The 23199-nt window shown below is 71.5% G+C and carries 21 protein-coding genes and 2 pseudogenes; 13 read left to right on the plus strand and 10 right to left on the minus strand.

From position 1 onward, the window contains the following. Window positions 1-209: 209 nt before the first annotated feature. Together ACWV17_RS19985 and ACWV17_RS19990 are read left to right on the plus strand one after the other, a co-directional pair. Window positions 210-602 (plus strand): STAS domain-containing protein, encoded by a 393-nt coding sequence (locus ACWV17_RS19985; protein ID WP_455351126.1) that lies wholly within the window; start codon window positions 210-212, stop codon window positions 600-602. Window positions 603-739: 137 nt separating this feature from the next. After that, window positions 740-1258, plus strand: coding sequence for an EF-hand domain-containing protein (locus ACWV17_RS19990; RefSeq protein WP_455351127.1), 519 nt, complete (start codon window positions 740-742; stop codon window positions 1256-1258). Between the two features lie 79 nt (window positions 1259-1337). Here the strand turns inward: ACWV17_RS19990 and ACWV17_RS19995 are convergent, their stop codons facing one another. Next, on the minus strand, window positions 1338-2918 hold the full coding sequence (locus tag ACWV17_RS19995; RefSeq protein WP_455360811.1) for an AMP-binding protein: 1581 nt from the start codon (window positions 2916-2918) through the stop codon (window positions 1338-1340). 190 nt (window positions 2919-3108) lie between these two features. Here ACWV17_RS19995 and ACWV17_RS20000 point away from each other — a divergent pair, with 190 nt between their 5' ends. From ACWV17_RS20000 to ACWV17_RS20015, 4 genes are all read left to right on the plus strand, one after another. Next, complete coding sequence (locus ACWV17_RS20000; protein ID WP_455351129.1) at window positions 3109-4299, plus strand: amidohydrolase family protein; 1191 nt, start codon at window positions 3109-3111, stop codon at window positions 4297-4299. Then, the gene (locus ACWV17_RS20005) at window positions 4299-5453 is read left to right on the plus strand and encodes an acyl-CoA dehydrogenase (RefSeq protein WP_455360812.1); all 1155 of its coding nucleotides are present in this window, start codon (window positions 4299-4301) and stop codon (window positions 5451-5453) included. The genes ACWV17_RS20000 and ACWV17_RS20005 overlap by 1 nt, the downstream gene beginning before the upstream one ends. Before the next feature lie 5 nt (window positions 5454-5458). Then, complete coding sequence (locus ACWV17_RS20010) at window positions 5459-6430, plus strand: acyl-CoA dehydrogenase family protein (protein ID WP_455360813.1); 972 nt, start codon at window positions 5459-5461, stop codon at window positions 6428-6430. 392 nt (window positions 6431-6822) lie between these two features. Continuing rightward, entirely contained in the window at window positions 6823-7311 is a 489-nt protein-coding gene (locus ACWV17_RS20015; protein WP_455360814.1) for an ATP-binding protein, read from the plus strand. Between the two features lie 243 nt (window positions 7312-7554). Here ACWV17_RS20015 and ACWV17_RS20020 read toward each other — a convergent pair whose 3' ends face one another. After that, the gene (locus ACWV17_RS20020; protein WP_455360815.1) at window positions 7555-8481 is read right to left on the minus strand and encodes a cyclase family protein; all 927 of its coding nucleotides are present in this window, start codon (window positions 8479-8481) and stop codon (window positions 7555-7557) included. A gap of 83 nt (window positions 8482-8564) precedes the next feature. Between ACWV17_RS20020 and ACWV17_RS20025 the strand changes: the two genes are divergently transcribed. Together ACWV17_RS20025 and ACWV17_RS20030 are read left to right on the plus strand one after the other, a co-directional pair. Then, window positions 8565-9485, plus strand: coding sequence for an SDR family NAD(P)-dependent oxidoreductase (locus ACWV17_RS20025; RefSeq protein ID WP_455360816.1), 921 nt, complete (start codon window positions 8565-8567; stop codon window positions 9483-9485). Between the two features lie 295 nt (window positions 9486-9780). Further along, a complete protein-coding gene (locus ACWV17_RS20030; protein WP_455351134.1) occupies window positions 9781-10830 on the plus strand; it encodes a Zn-dependent alcohol dehydrogenase in 1050 nt (349 codons plus the stop codon). Between the two features lie 43 nt (window positions 10831-10873). On the opposite strand, the pseudogene ACWV17_RS20035 reads toward ACWV17_RS20030, so the two are convergent. Then, a pseudogene (locus ACWV17_RS20035) lies at window positions 10874-11023 on the minus strand (TetR/AcrR family transcriptional regulator); the annotation flags it as partial. Here ACWV17_RS20035 and ACWV17_RS20040 point away from each other — a divergent pair. Then, window positions 11016-11879 (plus strand): annotated as a pseudogene (locus ACWV17_RS20040) (CocE/NonD family hydrolase); the annotation flags it as partial. The pseudogenes ACWV17_RS20035 and ACWV17_RS20040 overlap by 8 nt on opposite strands. 9 nt (window positions 11880-11888) lie before the next feature. On the opposite strand, the gene ACWV17_RS20045 reads toward ACWV17_RS20040, so the two are convergent. Further along, window positions 11889-12986, minus strand: a complete 1098-nt coding sequence (locus ACWV17_RS20045; protein ID WP_455360817.1) for a GlxA family transcriptional regulator — start codon at window positions 12984-12986, stop codon at window positions 11889-11891. A gap of 60 nt (window positions 12987-13046) precedes the next feature. Between ACWV17_RS20045 and ACWV17_RS20050 the strand changes: the two genes are divergently transcribed. Beyond that, the gene (locus tag ACWV17_RS20050) at window positions 13047-14414 is read left to right on the plus strand and encodes an MFS transporter (protein WP_455360818.1); all 1368 of its coding nucleotides are present in this window, start codon (window positions 13047-13049) and stop codon (window positions 14412-14414) included. A gap of 4 nt (window positions 14415-14418) precedes the next feature. Here the strand turns inward: ACWV17_RS20050 and ACWV17_RS20055 are convergent, their stop codons facing one another. The 6 genes from ACWV17_RS20055 to ACWV17_RS20080 all read right to left on the minus strand — a co-directional run bounded on the left by ACWV17_RS20055 (window position 14419) and on the right by ACWV17_RS20080 (window position 19995). Beyond that, a complete protein-coding gene (locus tag ACWV17_RS20055; protein ID WP_455351136.1) occupies window positions 14419-14811 on the minus strand; it encodes a PIN domain-containing protein in 393 nt (130 codons plus the stop codon). Window positions 14812-14813: 2 nt separating this feature from the next. Then, window positions 14814-15083 (minus strand): hypothetical protein, encoded by a 270-nt coding sequence (locus tag ACWV17_RS20060; protein ID WP_455351137.1) that lies wholly within the window; start codon window positions 15081-15083, stop codon window positions 14814-14816. A gap of 91 nt (window positions 15084-15174) precedes the next feature. Next, complete coding sequence (locus tag ACWV17_RS20065) at window positions 15175-15810, minus strand: flavin reductase family protein (protein WP_455360819.1); 636 nt, start codon at window positions 15808-15810, stop codon at window positions 15175-15177. A 107-nt stretch (window positions 15811-15917) separates the two neighbouring features. Beyond that, window positions 15918-16748, minus strand: a complete 831-nt coding sequence (locus ACWV17_RS20070; protein ID WP_455360820.1) for an enoyl-CoA hydratase/isomerase family protein — start codon at window positions 16746-16748, stop codon at window positions 15918-15920. Between the two features lie 223 nt (window positions 16749-16971). Continuing rightward, window positions 16972-19209 (minus strand): acetate--CoA ligase family protein, encoded by a 2238-nt coding sequence (locus tag ACWV17_RS20075; protein ID WP_455360821.1) that lies wholly within the window; start codon window positions 19207-19209, stop codon window positions 16972-16974. Between the two features lie 141 nt (window positions 19210-19350). Beyond that, window positions 19351-19995, minus strand: a complete 645-nt coding sequence (locus ACWV17_RS20080; protein WP_455351142.1) for a TetR/AcrR family transcriptional regulator — start codon at window positions 19993-19995, stop codon at window positions 19351-19353. A gap of 72 nt (window positions 19996-20067) precedes the next feature. Between ACWV17_RS20080 and ACWV17_RS20085 the strand changes: the two genes are divergently transcribed. The 3 genes from ACWV17_RS20085 to ACWV17_RS20095 all read left to right on the plus strand — a co-directional run bounded on the left by ACWV17_RS20085 (window position 20068) and on the right by ACWV17_RS20095 (window position 23185). Next, complete coding sequence (locus tag ACWV17_RS20085; protein ID WP_455351143.1) at window positions 20068-20946, plus strand: metal-dependent hydrolase; 879 nt, start codon at window positions 20068-20070, stop codon at window positions 20944-20946. A gap of 55 nt (window positions 20947-21001) precedes the next feature. Next, window positions 21002-22177 (plus strand): PDR/VanB family oxidoreductase, encoded by a 1176-nt coding sequence (locus ACWV17_RS20090; protein WP_455360822.1) that lies wholly within the window; start codon window positions 21002-21004, stop codon window positions 22175-22177. 99 nt (window positions 22178-22276) lie between these two features. Then, window positions 22277-23185, plus strand: coding sequence for a M24 family metallopeptidase (locus ACWV17_RS20095; RefSeq protein ID WP_455360823.1), 909 nt, complete (start codon window positions 22277-22279; stop codon window positions 23183-23185). Window positions 23186-23199 lie beyond the last annotated feature (14 nt).

Consider the following 23199-nt stretch of genomic DNA (forward strand, 5'->3'; position numbering starts at 1 on the left):
CGGCCCCCAGCCCTGTGTCGACCCCTCGAATGTAGTGGCCATGGGCCTCGGTGCACTCCCCTTTGCCTCAATGCGCGCTCCGGGGGCGCGCCGGAATGGTGCACATCACGCCGCGTTTCAGGTGCGTACAGCGGGGCAGCCGCCAGGGAACGACTGATTCCGGATCTGTTCCGGATTCCATTCCGGATCCGACGGCGAGAGGTGTGCACGTGTCGCTGCTCAAGGTGATCGAGGGGGACCGGGGAGGCTGGGCCGTACTGAGCATCTCCGGTGAACTGGACCTGGTGACCTCACCCGAGGTCCGCAGATGCGTGCACGACGCGGTGGCCGAGGGCCGCCGCGCAGTGGTGCTGGACCTCTCCGGGGTGGTGTTCTGCGACTCCAGCGGCATCGGCGTACTGATCGCGACGCGTCGACTGATGCGCTCGTGTCAGGGCCGGCTGCGGCTGATACTACCCGCCCGGGGCGAGGTCGAGGGCTCCCATGTGAACCGTGTGCTGGCCGCGCTCGGTGTACGCCGGCTCTTCGACGTGTATCCGGACGTCGACTCGGCGGTGGACGAGGAGGCCGAGCCGCTGTCGCTGGGTCGGCTGGCCGGCTGAGGCCGTTGATCGTCGCAGTTGATCCACGCCTTGCCCGCTTTCCTTAACTTCCCGGCCACGCAGGGCTTACGCTCCGTCTCATCGCAAGAGTCTGCACAGACTGCACCCCACCTGAGACGTGAGGCGGAAAGCCGGATATGGACAGCGCAGAGTACGAGCGCAAGATCGCCGCTCGATTCACCAGCTTCGACCAGGACGGCAGCGGCTCCATCGACCGCCAGGACTTCAGCGCGGCGGCGAAGGCTGTACTCGCCGAGTTCGGCACCGCGGCCCGCAGCGACAAGGGCCAGGCGGTCTTCATCGGTGCGGAGGCCTTCTGGCAGGGCATGGCCGGCATCGCCGACGTGGACGGCGACCAGCGGGTCACGCGCGAGGAGTTCGTCACCGGGGCCGTGAAGCGGCTGCGCGACAACTCGCGGCGCTTCGCGGAGATCGCGCGCCCGTTCCTGCACGCCGTGATCGCCGTCGCGGACGAGGACGGCGGCGGCGTGACCCCGCAGAACGCCGCGCGGGTGATGCGGGTGCTGGGGATCGACGCCGAGGTGGCCGAGCGGGCCGCGCGGGCACTCGACGCGGACGGTGACGGCAGGATCGGCGAGGACGAGATCATGACGTCGTTCGCGGCCTACTACACGACGGCCGAGCCGGACGCCTGACGCTTCCCGGATAATCCCCGGGCGGACTGCCCGGGGAGTACCCCGGGAGTACCCCGGGAGTACCTCGGGAGTGCCGCTCTCAGGAGTACCGTTCGCGCAGTTTGTACTTGAGGACCTTGCGCAGGGTGTCGTTACGGGGGAGGGCCTCGACCAGCTCCAGCTGCTCCGGCAGCTTGTGCACGGACAGGCCCTCGGCCCGCAGGTAGGACGTCACCGATTCCAGGGTCAGCGCCCCCGCCCCGGCGGGCTGTTCGACCACCGCGCACACCCGCTCGCCGCGGGCCTGGTCGGGCAGGCCGATCACCGCCACATCGCCGACCGCCGGGTGCCGGTGGAGCAGGTCCTCGATCTCCTTGGCCGAGATGTTCTCCCCCTTGCGGATGATGACGTCCTTCAGCCGCCCGGTGAGGACGAGATGGCCGCTCGCCGTGAGATGGCCGACGTCCCCGGTGACGAGGAAGCCGTCGGCGTCGAAGACCCCGGCGTTCCGGTCCGGGTCCCCGGCGGCGTTCAGATAGCCCCGGCAGACCGCCTCGCCGCGCAGCCGCACCTCGCCGTCCGTGCCGACGGGCAGCGGTTTCCCCTCCTCGTCCGTGATACGGATCTCCATCCCGGCCGGTGGCCTGCCCTCGGTCGTCGCGAGGTTCTCCGCGGTGTCGTCCGGCGCGCCCATGGTGATCATCGGTACCTCGGTCATGCCGTAGCCGTGGGTGAGCTGGACGCCCATCTCCCGTACGACGGCGTGGTAGATCTCGGGCGGTTTGGGGGCACCCCCGCCCGCCAGCAGCCGCAGGCTGGGGATGAGCTTCCGGCCGGGCGCCTTGCGCTGCTCGGCCAGGAACATCGCATAGAAGGCGGTACTGCCCCCGGCCGTCGTCACCCCGTGCCTGCGGTAGCCGTCGAGCGCGTCCGGCAGGGCGAACTTCTCGAAGAGGACGGCCGGGAAGCCGTACAGCAGCAGCGTCACCAGATAGTCCGGGCCGCCGATGTGCGCGAAGGGGAACGCGATCGAGCCGACGTCGTCCGGGCCGAGCCGCAGCGCGTGGGCCAGGCACGACCCGCCCGCGATCAGGCTGCGGTCGGTGTGCAGGACGCCCTTGGGGTCGGAGGTGGTGCCGGAGGTCCAGTAGATCCAGCGGACCGAGGTGCCTTCGGCGGGCGGTGGCGGCAGGACGGCGGGGTCCGCGTCCGGCAGGTTCTCGTACGTCTCCAGTACGACCGGGGGGTGCGGCAGCGCCGACGCGAGGCGGTGCGCCATGGCCGCGTGGTCGAAGCCGCGCCACTCGCCCGGTACGGCGAAGAACCGCGCGCCGGACTCCCGCAGCGCGAACCCCACTTCACGGTCCCGGTAGAAGGGGATGACCGGCGACTGCACCGCGCCGAGCCGGGCCAGGGCGACCGACAGCAGCACGGTCTCGATCCGGGTGGGCAGCTGCCAGGCGACGACGCTGCCGGGGCGGACCCCGAGCGCGTACAGCCCGGCCGCCACCCGCTCCGCGCGGTCGCGCAGCTCGCCGAAGGTGATCCGCCGGTCGTCGGCGGGGTCGTCGGCGGACTGGATCAGCACCGTCGCGTCGGGGCTCAGGGCGGCGCGGCGGGCGACGAGCCCCCACAGGGTCGCGGTGCGGTCCAGTCCGGGTGCGCTGCTGCCGCCGGTCATTCCGGAAACCCTCCCCAACTGACGAGCTGTCAGATCGTGCCGAGAGCGTAAGGCTCACGCGCTTGTCGGTCCAGAGGGTGCGGGGCTAGCCTGTTTCTGACGATCCATCAGAAACTCGGCAGGTTCATCGGCAGAGGTTCATCGGATGCGTCGGACACGTCATCGGACCAGTCGGGTGAGGGGACCCCCCATGGAACTGCCTCGGATCATCAGCGTCGACGACCACGTGATCGAGCCCGCCCACCTCTTCGAGACCTGGCTGCCCGCCAAGTACCGCGACCGCGGTCCCCAGCCGCTGACCGCCGGCATCGGGGAGCTCGCGTACACCGGCGGCAAGTACGTCATCACCATGGACCCGGACGGGCCGCCGACCGACTGGTGGATCTACGAGGACCTCAAGTTCCCGTACAAGCGCAACATCGCGGCCGTCGGCTTCGACCGCGACGACATGACCCTGGAGGGGATCACCCGCGCGGAGATGCGGCGCGGCTGCTGGGACCCGGCCGAGCGGCTGAAGGACATGGACCTCAACCATGTCGAGGCGTCCCTGTGCTTCCCGACCTTCCCGCGCTTCTGCGGCCAGACCTTCGCCGAGGCCCACGACAAGGAGGTCGCCCTCGCCTGCGTCCGCGCGTACAACGACTGGATGGTGGAGGAGTGGTGCGGCGACAGCGGCGGCCGGCTGATCCCGCTCTGCATCATCCCGCTCTGGGACATCGGCCTCGCCGTCGCCGAGATCAGGCGGAACGCCGCGCGCGGCGTGAAGGCCGTGACCTTCAGCGAGATCCCCACCTACCTGGGGCTGCCGTCCATCCACTCCGGCTACTGGGACCCCTTCTTCGCGGTCTGCCAGGAGACGGACACGGTCGTCAACATGCACATCGGGTCGTCCTCGCAGATGCCGGCCGCGTCCCCGGACGCCCCGCCCGCCGTGCAGGCGGCGCTGTCGTTCAACAACGCCATGGCCTCGATGATGGACTTCCTGTTCAGCGGGGTTCTGGTGAAGTTCCCCCGGCTCAGACTGGCCTACAGCGAGGGGCAGATGGGCTGGATTCCGTACGCCCTGGAACGCGCCGACGACGTGTGGGAGGAGCACCGGGCGTGGGGCGGGGTGCGCGACCTGATCCCCGAGCCGCCGTCCACGTACTACTACCGGCAGATCTTCTGCTGCTTCTTCCGGGACAAGCACGGCGTTGCCTCGCTGGATGTCGTCGGCCGCGACAACGCGACCTTCGAGACCGACTATCCGCACGTCGACTCGACCTTCCCGCACACCAAGGAAGTCGCCCTCGACCACGTCAAGGGACTCGACGCCGAGACCGTCTACAAGCTGATGCGCGGCAACGCGATCCGCATGCTCAGCCTGGACCTGGACCGCTGATGGACCTCACGTACACGGAGGAAGAGGAGGACTTCCGGGCTCGGCTGCGGGAGTGGCTCGCGGACGTCCTGCCGACGCTGCCGCCGAAGCCCTCGCCCGACGACTGGCCGGGCCGGCGGGCGTACGACCTCGGCTGGCAGCGCAGGCTGTACGACGCCGGGTACGCGGGACTGCACTGGCCGGTCGAGGTGGGCGGCCGGGGCGCGACCCCCACCCGGCACCTGATCTTCCTGGAGGAGACCGAGCGGGCCGGGGCGCCCTACGTCGGCGCGAACTTCGTGGGGCTGCTGCACGCCGGGCCGACCATCGCCGCCGAGGGGACGGCCGGACAGCGGGCACGCTGGCTGCCGCCCGTGCTGCGCGGCGAGGAGGTGTGGTGCCAGGGGTTCAGCGAGCCGGACGCCGGTTCCGACCTGGCCGCGCTGCGCACGCGGGCGGTGCGGGACGGCGACGCGTACATCGTCAGCGGCGCCAAGATCTGGACCTCGCACGCCGAGGTGGCCGACTGGTGCGAGCTGCTGGTGCGTACCGACCCGGCGGCGCCCAAGCACCGCGGGATCAGCTGGCTCGCGATGCCGATGGACGCGCCGGGGGTGACGATCAGGCCGCTGCGCACGCTCGCGGGCTCCACCGAGTTCGCCGAGCTCTTCCTCGACGAGGTACGGATACCGGTGGCCAACCGGGTCGGCGCGGAGAACGACGGATGGCGCGTCACCATGGTCACCCTGTCCTTCGAGCGGGGCACGGCCTTCGTCGGCGAGGTGGTGGCCTGCCGTCGGACACTCGGCCAACTCGCCTCGCTGGCACGGGAGAACGGCCGGTGGGACGACGCTGTACTGCGCCGGAAGCTGGGCCGGCTGCATGCCGAGTTCGCGGCGCTGTGGCGGCTCATCCAGTGGAACGTCAGCGAGTCGGAGAGGACGGGTGGCGTGCCCGGCGCCGGCGGCTCGGTCTTCAAGCTGCGGTACTCGCACGCCCGGCAGGAGCTGTACGACACGGCGGCGGAGGTGCTGGGCGCCGCCTCGCTCGACGCCGGCCACGCGTGGACACTTGACCGGCTCTCCTCCCTGTCGTACACGATCGCGGCGGGCACCTCCCAGATCCAGCGGAACATCGTCGCCGAGCGCATCCTCGGCCTCCCGAAGGGCGGGTGACCCGCGTGCGCTTCCAGCTCACCGACGATCAGAGGCACGTGCGCCAGGGGGTACGGGAGCTGCTGGCGGCCCGCTTCGACCGCGAGGCGCTGCGCGCGGCGGTGGACTCCCCGACCGCCGGCCTCCGGAACATCTGGGCCGCCCTCGGCGAGGCCGGGTTCTTCTCGCTGCGGCTGGCCGAGAGCGACGGCGGGGCGGGCCTCACCCTGGCCGAGGCCGTACTCGTACACGAGGAGGCGGGGCGGGTGCTGCTGCCCGGTCCTCTGATCGCCGGCCAGCTGGCCGCCGGGCTGGTCAAGGGCACGGCCGAGGGGACGGCCGTGGTGACCGCCGTCGACCTGGGGACGGCGGCGGGCGCGGCCCCCGGGACGGCGCAGACCGACGCCCCGCTCGTCGCGCACGCGGACACCGCCGACAGCGTCCTCGTCCTCGACGCCGGCACCGTCCGCGTCGTACCCGCCGCGGCCCTGGACGCCGAAGCCGTACGGTCCGTGGACCCGCTGACTCCGCTGCACCGGGTGCGTACCGCACCGCCGGCGGGCAGCCCGCTCGCCGCCGACGCGGCGCGGCTGCGGCGCGAGGCCGCGCTGCTGACGGCCGCCCAGCAGCTCGGCAGCGCCTCCCGGACACTGGACATGGCCGTGCGGTACGCGCGGGAGCGCGAGCAGTTCGGCCGGCCCATCGGCGGCTTCCAGGCCGTCAAGCACCTGTGCGCGGAGATGCTGGTACGGGCCGAGCTGGCGCGTACCGCCGTGTACGCGGGCGCGGTCACCGGGGCGGCCACCGACATCGCCGCCGCGAAGCTGCTCGCGGACGAGGCGGCCGTGCACAACGCGCGTGACTGCCTGCAGGTCCACGGCGGGATGGGGTTCACCTGGGAGGCGGACATCCATCTGCATCTGAAGCGGGCCTGGGTGCGGGCGGGGGAGTGGCAGACGGCGCAGGAGGCGGAGGAGTTGCTCGCCGCGGCCCTGTGAACCGGGAAGCGGACGGCGGCTACGGTCCGTCGATACCGGGTTGTGTCCTTCGCACGACTCGTCACGAGCAGGAGTCGGGGCAGTGCTCCGGTACGCTCCGTGGGGTGCGAGTGGTGGTGAGGCGCGACTGTCCCGGAGTTGCCAGTGCGGCGGCCCCGGACCGGCGAACGCGCGCCGCTCGCCGTGCATGGAGGCGCGGAGCGCGCCCCTGTTCGACTCCCCGCAGTGTGCGTCGCACAGTATGCACCACGCATACTCCTTCGCGCTGGAATATGCCCGAAGCGCTTGTTGTGGTGACTGTACGTCAACCATGCTGTCTCGTAAGGGGCTCACGTTCCGTGACCCCGCGTAGGCGCGAGGCGATGTGTCCGCCGGTTCGGATGGTGTGAGCGGTGCAGGTGCTTCAGGTTCAGCTGGAGGTCGGAGCGGATCCCGCGGAGGTGGGGCGGGCCCGCAGGTGGGCACGCTCGCGGCTCGCCGGGTCCGGCATAGGGGACGACGAGCCACTGGCCGAGACGCTGATCCTGCTCATCTCGGAGCTGGTCACCAACGCCGTGGTGCATACCGGCTGTCCGGCGGTCCTGCGCATGCTCTTCGGCTCCGCGGACGCCGGGCCCGGTGCCGAGGCCGCCGGCACGGTCCGGGTGGAGGTCGCGGACATCAGCTCCTGTCCGCCCACGCCGCGGCACGCGGAGGGCGACGACACCAACGGCCGCGGACTGGAGCTGGTCGACGGGCTCGCGGACCGCTGGGGCTGGCAGCCGGAGGGCCTGGGCAAACGCATCTGGTGCGAGGTCGACCGCGGTGGGGCGACGGGGGCGGAGGGGGCGTACGGGGCCGGGGCATGTGAGCCGTCGTGCGCCGTGAGCAACCTCGCGTGACCCGCACTCCGTTAACGAGGTGTTGACGGAAGGTGGCTGTGTGATCACCCTTGGATGAGTGATTCGTCGCGAGGGGACGCCGAGGGAATCCTTCCTCCTCGGCGAGTACGGGTCGCGGTCAGTCGGATGGCGGCCCGCCGTGCGGTGCTCGGGGTGCGCACGAACGCGCGCCGCCATCCGCCGTCCTGGTTCAACGGGTCCTGGTTCAACGGGTCCTGGTTCAGCGGGTCCTGGTTCAGCGGGTCAGAGCACGGCGACCGGTGCGACCGGGGTGCCCACCCCGCCGACGAACGGCTCGGGCATCGCCGCGAGCAGGAAGCTGTAGCGCCCTTCTTCCGCACAGGCTGTGGACAACTTTTCGAGATTCCAGTTCTGGCCCTGCAGCATGCCCATCTCGACCAGGTGCAGCGCGTGCACCGGCAGCCACAGGTTCTCGATCTCCGGCGGGAAGATCTCGAAGGTGAGCGTGTCGTTGGCGACGGCCGCGACGTCCCGCGCGTGGAACCACTCCGGCGTACGGACCGACAGCCCGGGGGACGGATATCCGTACCCGTGCTTGTCGCCCGCCAGGTACAGCTGGATCTGCCCGGTGCGTACGAGCACGATGTCGCCCGTCCGCACGGTGGTGCCGGCCAGTTCCTCCGCCGCCGACAGGTCCTCCGGGGTCACGGCGTGGTCCCCGGCGAGCCGGTCGGCCCCGTGCGCGCGGGCCACGTCCAGCAGTACGCCGCGCGAGACGATGTGCCGCGCCTTGTCGATGCCGCTGAACCGCGCGCGGGTGTGGGGGGTGATGGTGTCGGCGGGGCGGCCGTTGTAGATCTTCCCCGAGTGCGAGACATGGGTGAGGGCGTCCCAGTGGGTGGCGGCCTGGAGCCCCATCGTCACGGCGTCGTCGCTGCACGCGACCGTGCCGGGGCCGAACAGTTCCTGGTTGATCTGCACCATGGAGTGCAGCGGGTTGATCCGGCCCGGGATCACCCCGGTCTGGACACCGTCCTGGTGGAGGGGCAGCGCGAGCGGGATCCGGCGCCCGGTGACGACGGCCGAGGCGGCCTCCCTGGCCACCTGGTCCGTGATCAGGTTGAGCGTGCCGATCTCGTCGTCGGCGCCCCAGCGGCCCCAGTTGTTCACGCGCTTGGCGATGTCGTGGAACTCGGCCGGCAGTGACATGACGCCTCCTGGGGCTTGTGCTCGGACTCCTGATGGCCCATAAAATCTAACGGACCGTCAGAAAGAGCGGGAAGGGGCCAGGCGTGGGGAACTTCTTGGCAGGCAAGGTCATCGCCGTCACCGGAGCGGGCCGGGGCATCGGCCGGGCGGTCGCGCTCGCCGCGGCGGCCGAGGGGGCGCGGGTCGTCGTGAACGACTACGGCGTCTCGGTCGAGGGCGGTGAACCGACGAGCGAGATCGCCCAGTCGGTGGTCAAGGAGATCGAGGCGGCGGGCGGCGAGGCGGTCGCCGTCGCCGACGACATCTCGACGATGGCGGGCGGTCAGCGCATCGTCGACACGGCCCTCGCGCGGTACGGGAGGATCGACGGCGTCGTCTGCGTGGCCGGGATCCTGCGCGAACGGATGCTCTTCAACATGTCCGAGGAGGAGTGGGACCCGGTCGTCGCCACCCATCTGAAGGGCACGTTCACGGTCTTCCGCGCCGCCTCGGCGGTGATGCGCAAGCAGGGCGGCGGCACCTTGATCGGCTTCACCAGCGGCAACCACCAGGGGAGCGTCGCCCAGGCCAACTACAGTGCCGCGAAGGGCGGAATCATCTCGCTGGTCCGCAGCGCGGCACTCGGCCTCCACAAGTACGGGGTGACGGCGAACGCGGTCGCGCCGGTGGCCCGTACCCGGATGTCCGCCAACGTCCCCATGGAACTCAAGGAGATCGGCGAGCCCGAGGATGTCGCGGCGCTCGTCGTCTACCTGCTCAGCGACCGGGCCAGGGACGCCCGGGACGAGAAGATCACCGGCCAGGTCTACACGATCGCCGGCCCCAAGATCGCCGTATGGGCGCAGCCGCGTGAACTGCGGGCGGGATACGCCGACGGCGCGTGGACGCCGGAGCGGATCGCGGACTTCCTGCCGGGCACGGTCGGCACCGACCCGATGCCGATGCTGGCCCAACTGGAGGCGATGGCGGCCGCGGCGGCGAAGAAGGACCGCCCGAACGCGTAGGGCCTGTCGTTTGGATCAGGCCGGATCAGGGAGCGGGGTCTGGTGCCGTGCATCGCAAGGCGGAGGATGGGGGCACCTCCCGGCCGAAGGCTGGGGGAGAGCCATGGCGGAGCCCTGGCGACTGACGACAACGCTGGGGGTACCTCCCGTGCCCGAAGGGCTACGGGGGAGAGGTGCGGCACCAGACCCCGCGAGCCCGGCAAGATCCAAACGACAGGCCCTGGGGCCCCACACGGGAGTGGGGGCACGTACGCGGGCGGGTGCTGGACCCGCCCCGAGAGTCCGAGGAGTCGCGATGAGAGGCGTCGTCTACGACGGCAAGCAGCCCCAGGTGGTCGACGACCTGGAGATACGGGACCCCGGCCCCGGCGAGGTGCTGGTCGAGGTGGCCGCGGCCGGGCTGTGCCACAGCGATCTGTCCGTCATCGACGGGACGATCCCCTTCCCGGTGCCGGTCGTCCTCGGCCACGAGGGCGCGGGTGTCGTGGCGGCGGTCGGCCCCGGAGTCACCCACGTCGTGCCCGGCGACCATGTGTCGCTGTCGACGCTGGCCAACTGCGGCGCGTGCGCGCAGTGCGACCGGGGGCGGCCGACGATGTGCCGCAAGGCGATCGGGATGCCCGGGCAGCCGTTCTCGCGGGGCGGGGAGCCGCTGTTCCAGTTCGCGTCGAACTCCGCGTTCGCCGAGCGCACGCTGGTCAAGGCCGTCCAGGCGGTGAAGATCCCCGAGGACATTCCGCTGACGGCCGCCGCGCTGATCGGCTGCGGTGTGCTGACGGGAGTGGGCGCCGTACTGAACCGCGCACGGGTCGACCGCGGCGACACGGTCCTCGTCATCGGCACCGGCGGCATCGGCCTCAACGTCATCCAGGGCGCGCGGATCGCGGGCGCGCTGAAGATCGTCGCCGTCGACGCGAACCCGGCGAAGGAGGCGCTGGCCCGGCAGTTCGGCGCGACGCACTTCCTCGCGTCGACCGAGGGGGTCGGGGAGATCCTGCCGACCGGCGCCGACCACGCGTTCGAGTGCGTCGGGAACGTACAGCTGATCCGCCGGGCGATCGACCTGCTGGACCGGCACGGCCAGGCGATCCTGCTCGGCGTCCCGGCCGCGACGGCGGAGGCGTCGTTCCTGGTCTCGTCGATGTACCTGGACAAGTCCATCCTGGGATGCAGGTACGGCTCCGCCCGCCCGCAGCGGGACATCGCGCTCTACGCGGAGCTGTACCGGGAGGGCCGGCTGCTGCTCGACGAACTGGTCACGAAGACCTACCCGGTGGAGGACTTCGACAGGGCGGCAACCGACGCCCACCAGGGCCGAGTGGCCCGCGGCGTCCTGACCTTCTGACACCTTGACCTTCTGCCACCTTGACCTTCTGACACCGGCGGTGTCAGTCGGTGTCGAGGCCGTCGATCAGGCGGTTGAGGAACCGGGTGAAGGTGGCTTCGGGGGTGAGGGGGCGTCCGGGGGCGGAGAGGGCTTCGGCGAGTTCCGGGTGGTGGCCGTCCGCGGCGACAGCGGCGAGGTAGCGGGCTTCGGCCACCGGATGGCACGACGCGCTGGTCGACCAGACTTTCGAGCAGTACGGCCGGCTGCGTCAGGCCGGGTGCGAGACCGCGTTGCTCGTCGGCCCCTGGACCCACACCTCCGCGCTGCAGCGGGGATGGCCCGAGGTGTTCGCCGAGAGCCTCGCCTGGCTGCGCGCGCACCTGTACGCCGACCCCTCCGGCCTCCGTCCCACCAGGGTGCGCGTACACGTCGGCGGCGAGGACGGCGGTTGGCGGGACCGCGACGACTGGCCGCCGGCCCCGGCCGTCACCTCGTGGTTTCCCACCCCGCAGGGGCATCTCACCCAGCAGGCTCCCCTGGACTCGGCACCACTGACGTCGTTCCGCTATGACCCGGCCGACCCCACCCCGTCCCTTGGCGGCCCTCTGCTCTCTCTCACCGCCGGCCCTCGCGACAACAGTGTCCTGGAGGCCCGGGACGACGTACTGACGTTCACCGGCCCCCCGCTGACCGAGCCCGTGGACATCCTCGGCCCGGTCTCCGCGCGGCTGAGCATCTCCACGGACACCGGCCACGCCGACGTTTTCACCCGCCTGTGCGACGTGGACACACAAGGCCGCTCCGTCAACATCTGTGACGGGCTGGGCCGACTGAGGGCGGCTGGGCAGGTGCCCTCGCAGGTCAACGTGCCGATGAGCTCCACCGCCCACCGCTTCGCCGTCGGTCACCGCATACGCTGGCAGATCAGCGGAGGCGCCCATCCACGCTACGACCGCAATCCCGGCACGGGGGAGCCGCCGATGGACGCCACCACCTTCACACCGGTGCGCATCACGCTCCACACGGACTCGGCACTGATGCTTGCCCGCAGTTCCGGACTCACTTAGGACACGGTCTCAGGCCCTGAGTTCCGTTGTTCCCCGAGGCCCGTTTCCGCTGCGGAACGTGCGTCGGTAGACGGTCGGCGGGACGCCGAGCACCGCCTGTAGGTGCTGGCGCATCGACTGGGCGGTGCCGAAGCCCGCGTCTCGCGCCACCTGGTCCACGGACAGGTCGCTGGACTCCAGCAGATGCCGGGCGCGTTCGACGCGCTGCTGCACCAGCCACTGGCCGGGGCTGACGCCGACCTCCTCGCGGAAGCGGCGCGTGAACGTCCGTACGCTCATCGACTCCTGCTCGGCCATGTCGCGCAGCTGGATCGGCTCGTTCAGCCGGCCCAGCGCCCACGCGCGGGCCGCGGTGGTGGTCGCCCACTGAGGCTCGGGGACGGGGCGCTGGATGTACTGGGCCTGCCCGCCGTCCCGGTGAGGCGGTACGACCGTACGGCGCGCGACCTCGTTGGCGACGGCCGTACCGTGGTCGCGCCGCACGATGTGCAGGCACAGGTCGAGGCCGGCGGCGACGCCCGCGGAGGTGAGCACGTCCCCGTCGTCGATGAACAGGACGTCGGCGTCTACCCGGACGGACGGGAAGAGCCGCTGGAAGTGTTCCGCCGAGGACCAGTGGGTGGTGGCGGGGCGGCCGTCGAGGAAACCGGCTGCGGCGAGGACGTACCCGCCGGTGCAGATGGACACCATGCGGGTGCCGGGGCGTACGTACCCGAGCGCGCCGGCGAGTTCGTCGGTCAGCCGGCCCTCGTTGTAGACGGGGCCGAGCGCGTAGGAGGCGGGTACGACGACGGTGTCGGCGGTGGCCAGGACCTCGGGGCCGTGCTCGACGGTGATGGTGAAGTCGGCGTCCGTACGGACGGGGCCCGGCCGGACCGAGCAGGTGACGGTCTCGTACAGCGGATGGCCGGCGGGGTCCTTGGCGCGGCCGAAGATCCGGTGTGGAATGCCGAGCTCGAACGGGAGCAGCCCGGTCAGGGCCAGCACGACGACGCGGTGGACGCGGGGCGGTGCTGCGGCTGCTGGGGGCGTTGCCCGCGTTGCTGGGGTCGGGGCCTGTGCGGGGGTCGGGGCCTGTGCGGGCGTGGTTTCCGTGGCCGGGTCCATGGCCCGATCCTATCGAATGCTGTCCACCGGGCCACTCGTCCGCAGTGATCCGCGGGCCGGATGCTGTCGGACGTGACGCAGAACGTGACGCCAACGCCGCAGACGACGCCGACCGACCGGACGCCCACGACGACCGGCCTCCCCGGCGGGCCCCCGCCACCGCCGGCCGGGCGGCGCTTCCGTATCCACCGCGCGTGGTTCGTCGCGGCCGTCGCCTTCGTGACGATCATCGGAGCCGCGGCCTTCGCCTCGCTGCCCGGCCTGCTGTTCGAACCGCTGCACAAGGAGTTCGACTGGTCGCGCGGCACGATCGGTTTCGCGGTGTCGGTCAATCTCGCGCTGTACGGTCTCACCGCGCCGTTCGCCGCGGCGCTGATGGACCGCTTCGGCATCCGCCGCGTCGTCGCCGTCGCCCTGACGGTCATCGCGGTCGGTTCCGGGCTGACCGTGTTCATGACCGCGCCCTGGCAGCTCGTCCTGTTCTGGGGTGTCCTCGTCGGCCTCGGCAGCGGTTCGATGGCGCTGGCCTTCGCGGCCACGGTCACCAACCGCTGGTTCGTGGCCCGGCGCGGTCTCGTCACCGGAATCCTGACCGCGGCCGGCGCCTCGGGCCAGCTCGTCTTCCTGCCGCTGCTCTCCTGGCTGGTCGAGAACCACGAGTGGCGGCCCGCCGCGATCACGGTCGCGCTCGCCGCGCTCGCGGTCGTCCCGTTCGTCTGGCTGCTGCTGCGGGACCACCCGGCGGACGTGGGCCTGCCGGCGTACGGCGCCGCGGAGGTCACGCCCAAGCCCGCCCCGGTGCCGGGTGCGGCCCGCCGGGCCGTCACCGTCCTGTTCGCGGCCGCGCGCACCGGGCCGTTCTGGCTGCTCGCCGGCACCTTCGCGATCTGCGGCGCGTCGACGAACGGACTGGTCAAGACCCACTTCGTACCGGCCGCGCATGACCACGGCATGCCGATCACGGCTGCCGCGTCCCTGCTCGCGGTGATCGGCGTCTTCGACGTCGTAGGCACGATCGCCTCCGGCTGGTTCACCGACCGATTCGAGGCCCGCCGTCTGCTCGCCGTCTACTACGCGCTGCGCGGCATCTCGCTGCTCTTCCTGCCGATGCTGCTGGCGCCGTCCGTGCACCCGCCGATGCTCTTCTTCATCATCTTCTACGGCCTGGACTGGGTCGCCACCGTCCCGCCGACGATCGCACTGTGCCGCGAGCACTACGGCGAGGACAGCGCGATCGTGTTCGGCTGGGTCCTCGCGTCCCACCAGGTGGGCGCGGCGGTGGTCGCCTTCGCGGGCGCCGTGGCCCGGGACGTCTTCGGCTCGTACGACGTGGTCTGGTACGCCTCGGGAGCCCTGTGCGCGGCGGCGGCCCTGATGGCCCTGGTAATCCGCCGCAGGCCGGCGGTAGGCGGAGCTGTGCCCGCCTGACGGGTCAGACGCGGATGACCGCTACTCCGGGAAAGGCGGTAAACCCGAAGTCCTGCGTTACCACGGGCACGTCGTGGGCACGCGCGGTGGCCGCGATCCAGGCATCGTTCACGCGGGACTTGGGAAGGGGGCGGCCGGACTGGGCGATCTCGGCCATCATCTGGGACCAGACGGACGCGACGATGCGGTCGGGGGACAGGATCTCGTGGTCGGCCGCCATGAGCAGAGTGGCGAGTCGTTGGGAGCGGGCGTTGCCATCCCGTGCTGCCTGGACACCCAGCGACAACTCGCCGATCGTGATGGAGGAGATGTACAGCCGTCGCGGCAACACCGCGGCCAGTTGGCGACCCGTCTCGCGGGCAACGAAGAACGATGTGTCCGCGAGTGCGGAGGGCACCGTCACCTCGTGCCCGTGCTTCCAGGGTCCGTGTACTGGTCCGTACCGGAGAACAACGCGTCGATCTCGTCCAGCATTTCGCGGTCGATGCCTCCGCCGGATTCCCAGAATGCAACCATCTCCTCGGCGGTGAGAACCTTGTCCCTGCTTTCGATCACATGGATGACCTCGCCGTGATCGGTCACTTCGATGGGTGTGGGCCCGGCCAGGAGCCGGGTCATCATTCCCGGCTCGTTGAGCTCGGAGACGTCGATGCGTGCGGGTTCGCTCATGACTCGACGATAGGCGGGGCGCCACTCTCCGTAACGGTCTTCGTCCTACGAACCACCCGAACTGGTGAACGGCCGGATCGCGGGCGACTGTTCATGCGCTGAACCGCCCGAACTTCCCCCGGTGGAACAGCAGCGGCTCCCCGTCGGCCCCCTCCGCCGCGCCCAGCGCCGCCACCCGGCCGACCACGATCAGGTGGTCACCACCGGTGTGCACGGCGTGGATCGTACAGTCGATCCACGCGGGTACCCCGTCGAGCCGGGGCGACCCCGTCACGGGGGCGGGCGCGTGCCGGACTCCCGCGAACTTGTCCGCGCCGCTCACCGCGAAGCCACGGCACAGCTCGCCCTGGTCCGCGCCGAGGACGTTGACGCAGAAGACGCCGGCGCGTGCGATGCGCGGCCAGGTCGTCGACGTACGGGCGACCATGAACGTCACCAGGGGCGGGTCGAGGGACAGCGAGGCGAAGGACTGGCAGGCGAAGCCGGCCGGTTGTCCCGGTTCGCCGTCGGCGGGCGGGGCCGTGATGACGGTAACGCCGCTGGCGAAGCTCCCGAGGACGCGGCGGAACTCGGCGGGGTCGACGGGCAGCCGCTCGTCGTCACCGACGGCCCGCAGATCGGGCCGGGGCAGCGCTTCGACGGGCGCGACGACTGTGCCGGCGCCCACGGACCTGAGGTATCGGACGACGGTGGCTGCCATCCCTGCGTGTCCCATCACACCACCCATTGAAACTGACGAACCGTCAGATTGAAAGCCTGCGGTCTGCTGGAGCACGCTCACATCGGCTGGAGGTGCCCGGAGGTGCCGGAGTCTCTGGGGGGCCGGCCGGGCGGTTACAGCCCCCGGTACTTGGGGGTCCGGCGTTCCAGGAAGCTCGCCACGCCCTCGTTCGCGTCGGACGTGGTCATGTTGATCTCCTGGGCGGCGGCCTCCGCCGCGAACGCCGTCGCCCGGTCGGACTCCAGCGAGGCGTTCACCAGCTGCTTGGTGAGCGCCAGGGCGCGGGTGGGGCCCTGGGCCAGGCGTTCGGCCCAGGCGCGGGCCGTCGCGGTCAACTCCGGGTCCGGGACCACGCGGTTGACCAGGCCGAGGCGCTCGGCCTCCGGCGCCGGGAGCGAGTCGCCGAAGAACATCAGCTCCTTGGCCCGCTGCGGACCGATCAGACGGGGGAGCAGGTACGCCCCGCCGCCGTCCGGCACGAGCCCTCTACGGACGAAAACCTCGATGAACTTCGCCGATTCCGCGGCCAGTACGAGGTCGCACGCGAGCGCGAGATGCGCGCCGATGCCGGCCGCCGTGCCGTTGACCGCGGCGATCACCGGCTTCTCGCAGTCCAGTACGGCGCCGATCAGCCGCTGCGCGCCGAGCCGGATCGTACGGGCGACATCCCCCGCCACGCGGTCCCCGGTGCCGGGGGTGCCGCGCAGGTCCGCGCCCGCGCAGAAGCCCTTGCCGGCCGCGGTGATGACGACGGCCCGCACGGCCGGGTCGGCGGACGCTTCGGCGAGGAGGGAGATGACGCGTTCCCGCTGGTCCCAGGTGACGGCGTTCATCGCCTCGGGGCGGTTGAGAGTGATCCACGAGACGCCGTTGTCAGTGGCGTGCAGTACCAATGAGTCAACGGAGTCAACGGAGTCAGCGGATTCACGGGGGGAGTCGGTCATGGGAATGCTCCATTTCCGGGACGGAGACGCGGATGAGCGCGGGGGTAGCGGGGGCGGGGAACTCAGGGAGCGGGGCTGGGAAGCGGACGGCTGGGGCGATCGGGACGTCGGCCGTAACCGTGGATGGCCCCACGGTCGGCAGCCGGACGGGGGCGGCCGCCGGCCACGCGGGGCCGGGCCCGTCCTCAGGGCCGCCGGCCGGCGCGGCGGCGCGAGCCGGCCCTTACCGGCACACCGCCAGCGCGTCGAGCGCCACCGCACCCTGGCCCCGGGGCAGCACCATCAGCGGGTTGATGTCGAGCTCCGACAGGTCGTCGGCCAGCTCCAGTGCCATCCGCTGCACCCGGAGGACGACCTCGACCAGCGCGTCCACGTCCGCGGGGGGCGCCCCCCGGACCCCCTCCAGCAGGGCGTGGCCACGCAGTTCGCCGAGCATGGCCCGCGCCTGGTCCTCGCCGAACGGCGGGATACGGACGGCCGCGTCGTGCAGGACCTCGACGAGGACGCCGCCGAGGCCGACCGTGACGGTGGGGCCGAAGAGCGGGTCCCGCGTCACGCCGACGACCATCTCGACCCCCCGCTCGACCATCTGGCAGACGAGGACCCCGTCCAGCGGGACGTTCTCGTACCGCGCGATGTCGGTCAGCTCGCGGTACGCGTCGCGGACCTGGCTGGCCGACGTGAGACCGATCTTGACCAGGCCGAGTTCGGTCTTGTGCCCGAGCTGCGGGCCGGACGCCTTCATGACGACCGGGTAGCCGACGAGCCCCGCCGCCCGGACGGCCGCCGCCGCGCTGGCCACCAACTGCTCGCGCGGTACGCGGATGCCGTACGCCCGGAGCAGCTGCTTCGCCGCGTGCTCGCTCAGCTGGCGGCCCGGCTGCATCAGAGCCTGCGCCTTGCGGAAGGACGGCGACGGGATGCGCGGCGCCTCGTCGAACGGGGAGCGGTAGCCGGCCGTGAACCGGTGGTGGTCGAAGTAGGCGCGTACAGCGGTGATGCAGTTGCCGAAGGTGCGGAAGGTGGCGACCCGCGACGAGTCGAGCAGGGTGGTGCGGTAGGCGTCCTCCGTGCCGACGGGCGAGCCCCACACCACGCAGATCAGTTTGTCCGTCGCCTCCGCCGCATCCACCAGGTCTTGCGCGAGCTTGTCGCTCATCGGAGGGAAGGGGCCGGTGATCGGGCAGATCAGGACGCCCACGGACGGGTCGGCCAGGATGGCGTCGATGATCTTCCGGCCGCGCCAGTCGCCGACCGGATGCCCGCCGTTGTCGACCGGGTTGGCGACGTTCAGATACTCGGGTATCCACTGGTGCAGCTCGGTCTGCTTGGCGGCCGGCAGGGTGGGCAGCCGCAGTCCCGCCTCCGTCGCAAGGTCCGAGAAGTGCGCGCCCGTGCCGCCCGAGATCGAATACACGACGACGCCGTCGGCCCGCGGTTTCCGTGCCCGGGCCAGCAGCGCCGCGGTGTCCTGGAGTTCGTCGAGGCCGTCGACCCGGATCACGCCGAACTGCCGCATGGCCGCGTCCACCACCGTGTCGGCGCCGGTGAGCTTGCCGGTGTGTGAGGCGGCCATCCGGGCGCCGGCCTCGGTGCGGCCGACCTTGACCGCGACCACCGGTACCCCGTTGCGCGCCGCCCGGTCGGCGGCGAGCAGAAAGGAGCGGCCGTCCTTCAGCCCCTCGACGTACGCGGCGATCGCGCCGACCTCGGGCTGTTCCGCGAAGTACGAGATGAAGTCGGCGGTCTCCAGGTCGGCCTCGTTGCCGGTCGGCGCCCAGTGGGAGAGCCGGATGCCCAGCTCCTGGAGGGTGTAGACGGGCCGGCCCTGGTGGCCGGACTGGGTGATCAGGGCGATCGCCGGCCCGTCGAGGTCGTCGCGGAACTCCTGGAACGCGTTGAGGTTGGTGTTGGGGCCCAGCAGCCGTATGCCGGACCGTTCCACGGCGGCGGTGAGCCGCGCCTGTGCGGCGGCGCCCGCCTCACCGGTCTCGGCGAAGCCGGAGGCGAAGGCCACCGCGAACTTCACCTTGGCCTGGGCGAGTTCCTCGATGACGGGAAGGGGGTCGGCGACCAGCAGTACGGCCAGATCGACCTGCTCGGGCAGGTCGGCCACCGAGGGGGAGCAGGGGAGGCCGAACACGGACGTACGGGTGGGATGCACGGGGTGCAGCCGGGCGCCGACACGTTCGGCCCAGGCGATCAGCTGCCGGGTGATCCCGGTGTTCGGCCTGCCCTCGGCGTCGGAGGCGCCGACCACGGCCACCGACTCGGGCCGGAAGAACCGGTCGAGGTCGGGGACGGTGGCGTGCAGCGGGCGCCCGCTGACGTCCAGCCCGCCGTCCTCCGCCCGGGCCGAGGGGGCGGCCGTGGAATGAACGGCGGCGCGGGGATGCTCCCCGCAGGCTTCGACACGTGCGCGGAAGTCGGTGGTGAGGGTGCCGTGAGTAGATCCAAGCATCGTTCCGCCCGCTCCTGCTCGATGACTCCTGCATAACTGACGCTTAGTCAGATTACTGAACTGACATCGCGTCAGGAACAGTGCTGCACCGGAAACTGCGGCGGCGGGCTGCTGCGGGTGCGCTGCTGCGGGTGCGCGCGGCTAGGGGCGGGTGGACATGCGTACCAGGATCTCTTCCCACAGCCGGTCGTCGTCCAACGCCGTCCTCGCCAGTTGGTACAGGCTGCGCTCGCACAGGTCGACCAGGGCCGCCCGGTCCATCGTGGGCCGGTCCAGCCAGGCCAGTACGACCTCCTCCATGTACGCCAGCCAGCCGGCCACGGCCAGGTCGAGCGCCGGGGAGGCCGGTGCGCCGACGTCGGCGAGTGCCTCCATGAGCCACCCCGCCAGGGTGGCGCGTGCCGAGCGGTGCATGGAGCGCACCCCGGCGCCGCTGTTGAGGCGGGTGACCGCCTGGTAGAGGGAGGGGTGCCGCGAGACGTACTCGACGAAGGTCTCGATGCCGGCGGTCAGCTGTTCGGCGGCGCTCAGGGCCGGGTCGGGGCGGACATGGGCCAGCAGTTCTTCGGCGGCGGCCTGGAGGATCACCTCCCGGAACTTGCGCTGTGATCCGAAGTAGTGGAACAGCAGCCCTGGTGAGACGCCGGCCTCGGTGGCGACGGACTCGACGGTGATGTCGTCGATGGTCCGGGCCTCCAGCAAGCGGCGGGCGGCGGCGAGGATCTGCGTCCGACGGTCGGTCGGAGGCATCCGGGATGCGCGGGTGGCGGGGGTGCGACGAGCCATGCGCCCATCCTATTGACAAGAAATCAATAACTCCTACTGTTGAGTAAACCTCAATAAGCGAGGAGCGCCTTCATGAGCACCGTGGAAGAGCACGACAACCTGGTCCTTCAGCCCCGGGACGTCCAGTTCGACTGGTCCGGGCTGCCCCTGCACTGGATACCTCGCGAGCCGATGGCCACCCATGTCATCAACGTGCTCCACCTGCTGCTTCCGGAGGGCGAGCGCTGGTTCGTGCGCACCTTCCAGGAGGCGCTGCCGCTGATCACGGACGACAAACTGCGCGATGAGGTCCTCGGCTTCGTCGGCCAGGAGGCCGTCCACGCCGAGGCGCATCAAGGCGTCCTGGACCACCTGCTGGCCAAGGGCCTCGACCCCCGCCCGTACGTGGAGCAGGTCGAGTTCCTCTTCGGCCGGGTCCTGGGGAGCCGGCCCGGCCTCTCCCCGGCCGAGAACCGCGAGCACGTCATCGAGCGGGTCGCGATCATCGCGGCGGTCGAGCACTTCACCGCGTTCCTGGGCGACTGGGTGCTCAACGCGGACGGCCTGGACCGGGCCGGCAGCGACCCGACGATGCTCGACCTGCTGCGCTGGCACGGCGCGGAGGAGGTCGAACACCGCAGCGTGGCGTACGACCTGCTGCGCCACCTCGACCCCGGATACCTGCGGCGCATCCGCACGATGGCCATCGGCGGCCCGGTGCTCTTCCACCTGTGGATCCGCGGAGTCCGGTTCCTGCTCGCGGCTGACCCGAGCCTCGCCCAGGGCGCCCGGCCCACCTGGCGTGGGTACGCGGACGCGGCCCGGCGGGGGCTGCTGCCGCGGCTCGGCAGGCTGAGCCGCTCGGCGTCGCGGTACCTGAGCCCCCGTTACCACCCGTCGCAGGAGGGTTCGACGCAGCAGGCGGTGGCCTACCTCGGTTCCTCCCCGGCGGCGCGAGCCGCGGCGCACTGACCGGCGCGGGCTGCTGACTCCCACCCGACGTACGTAACGACAAGGACCCGCCTCGATGAGCCGCCCACACGCCGCCCGGCCCGCCCCACCGCCCGCGCCCGCCCAGCCGGCTGCCCAACCCTCCGCCCCGCCCTCCGCCCCGACGCCCGCCCCGGCGCCCGCCCCGCCGCGCGACCTGTACGGGCGCGACCGCAGTGACCGCCTCATGCGGTTCCTGGACGTGTTCGCCGGCCTCTACCTCCCGGCCGTCACCAGGTCGGACCGGTACGGAAGGAGGCGGCCCGCCCCGGACCGCGCCGCACCCCTCGCCCTCGTCGTCGCCGGCCGCGAGACCCTGGCCGAGGACGTCGTCTCACTGCGGCTGACCGCGCCGGACGGATCGCCGCTGCCACGCTGGCAGGCCGGCAGCCATCTGGAGCTGCACCTGCCCTCCGGCCGCACCCGGCAGTACTCACTGTGCGGCGACCCGGCGGACCGGTACGCGTACCGGATCGCGGTCCGCCGCATCCCGGACGGCGGAGGCGGCTCCACCGAGGTGCACGACACCCTGCGGAAGGGCACGCGGATCACCGTCCGGGCGCCGCGCAACGCGTTCCCGTTCGCCGCGGACCGCTCGGTCCTGCTCCTCGCCGGCGGCATCGGCATCACTCCGGTCCTGCCGATGGCCCGCGAGGCCGAACGGCTGGGCCTGGACTGGCACCTCATCCAGTGCGGCCGCTCCCGCGCGTCGATGCCGTTCGCGGCGGAACTCGCCGCGTTCGGCCCCGGCCGGGTGGAGATCCTGCCCGACGACGAGTACGGCGTACCCGACGGCGCGGACCTGCTCAGCCGCGCGGGGAACGGGACCGCCGTGTACTGCTGCGGACCCGGCCCGATGCTCGACTCCGTCCGCCGGGCCTTCGACGACAGTGCCGCGTCCGCCCTGCACTTCGAACGGTTCACCGCCGCGCCGATCACCGACGGCAGGCCCTTCGAACTGGAACTGCGCAGCAGCGGCGAGGTCCTGCGGGTGCCGGCCGACCGTTCCGCCCTCGACGTCCTGCGGGAACGGGACCCGGCGACCCCGTACTCCTGCCGGCAGGGCTTCTGCGGCGTCTGCACGGTGCGGGTGACCTCCGGCACCGTCGACCACCGCGACGGCAGACTCACCGCGCGGGAGCAGGCGGACGGGCGGATGCGCGTGTGCGTCTCCCGCGCTCCTGAGGGCGAACGCCTCGTTCTGGACGCGTAGTTCGAGTAGTTCGAGTAGTTCGAGTTCGCGTAGTACCTCCTTGTCCCCTTCCGCCCAAGACCACCCCCTCCTCAAGCCGAACGACCAGAAGGCGAGCACATGAGCACCGACGCCCCGACTCGCAAGGCGGGCAAGACGCGCAACGCGGGTAAGACGCGCACCGCGCGCACCGCGCATACGCCGGCTTTCCCCTTCGACGACCACGACCTCGACCGGTTTCGCGAACTCCAGCAGCTGGCCTACCGCTGCGCGCAGAAGGTCGGCGACTGGCTGGAGCCCGGCGTGACCGAGCGGCAGGCCGCGGCCCGGCTGCGCCGGGAGCTGGTGGCCGAGGGTGTCCAGGACTTCTTCCACGTACCGTTCGCCTGGTTCGGCGACCGCACCGCCTTCCGGCACTTCAGGACGCCGCTGCAGTTCTTCGCCACCGGCCGCCGCCTCGAGGAAGGCATGTCGTACGTCCTGGACTGCGCGCCCGTCGTCGACGGTTACACCGCCGACATCGGGTACGCCGGGAAGGTCGGCGACAACCCGGTCTGGGACCGGATCGCGCTGGACCTGCGCGAATACCGGGAACTGATCGTCCAGGAGGTTCGTGCGCGCAAGCCCCTCGACGAGGTGTACGCCGCCGTGGACGCCCTGATCGCCAAGCACGGGTACGACAACCGGCACAAGGTCTACCCGGGCCGGGTGATCGGCCACCAGGTGACGCGGATGACGGCCGCCCGCGGGCCTGCCGGGGTGAACGTCTTCGGCTTCGGGGTGCGCACGTTGCAGACCCTGGGCCGGGAGCTGATCAGCGAGCGGCTGCACGGCCGCTCACCGCTGTGGGCCGACGGCCGCGCGTCGCGCCACGCGCCGACCCCCGGCCTGTGGGCGGTCGAGCCGCACGTCGGATTCCGTGACGTGGGGCTGAAGTTCGAGGAGCTGCTGGTCGTCACCGAGGACGATGCGTACTGGCTGGACGACGACCTGCCGCACGTACGCCGCTGGGAGGCCGCGGCCCGATGAGCGCCGAACCGACG

The sequence above is a fragment of the Streptomyces mabaensis genome, assembly GCF_053763515.1.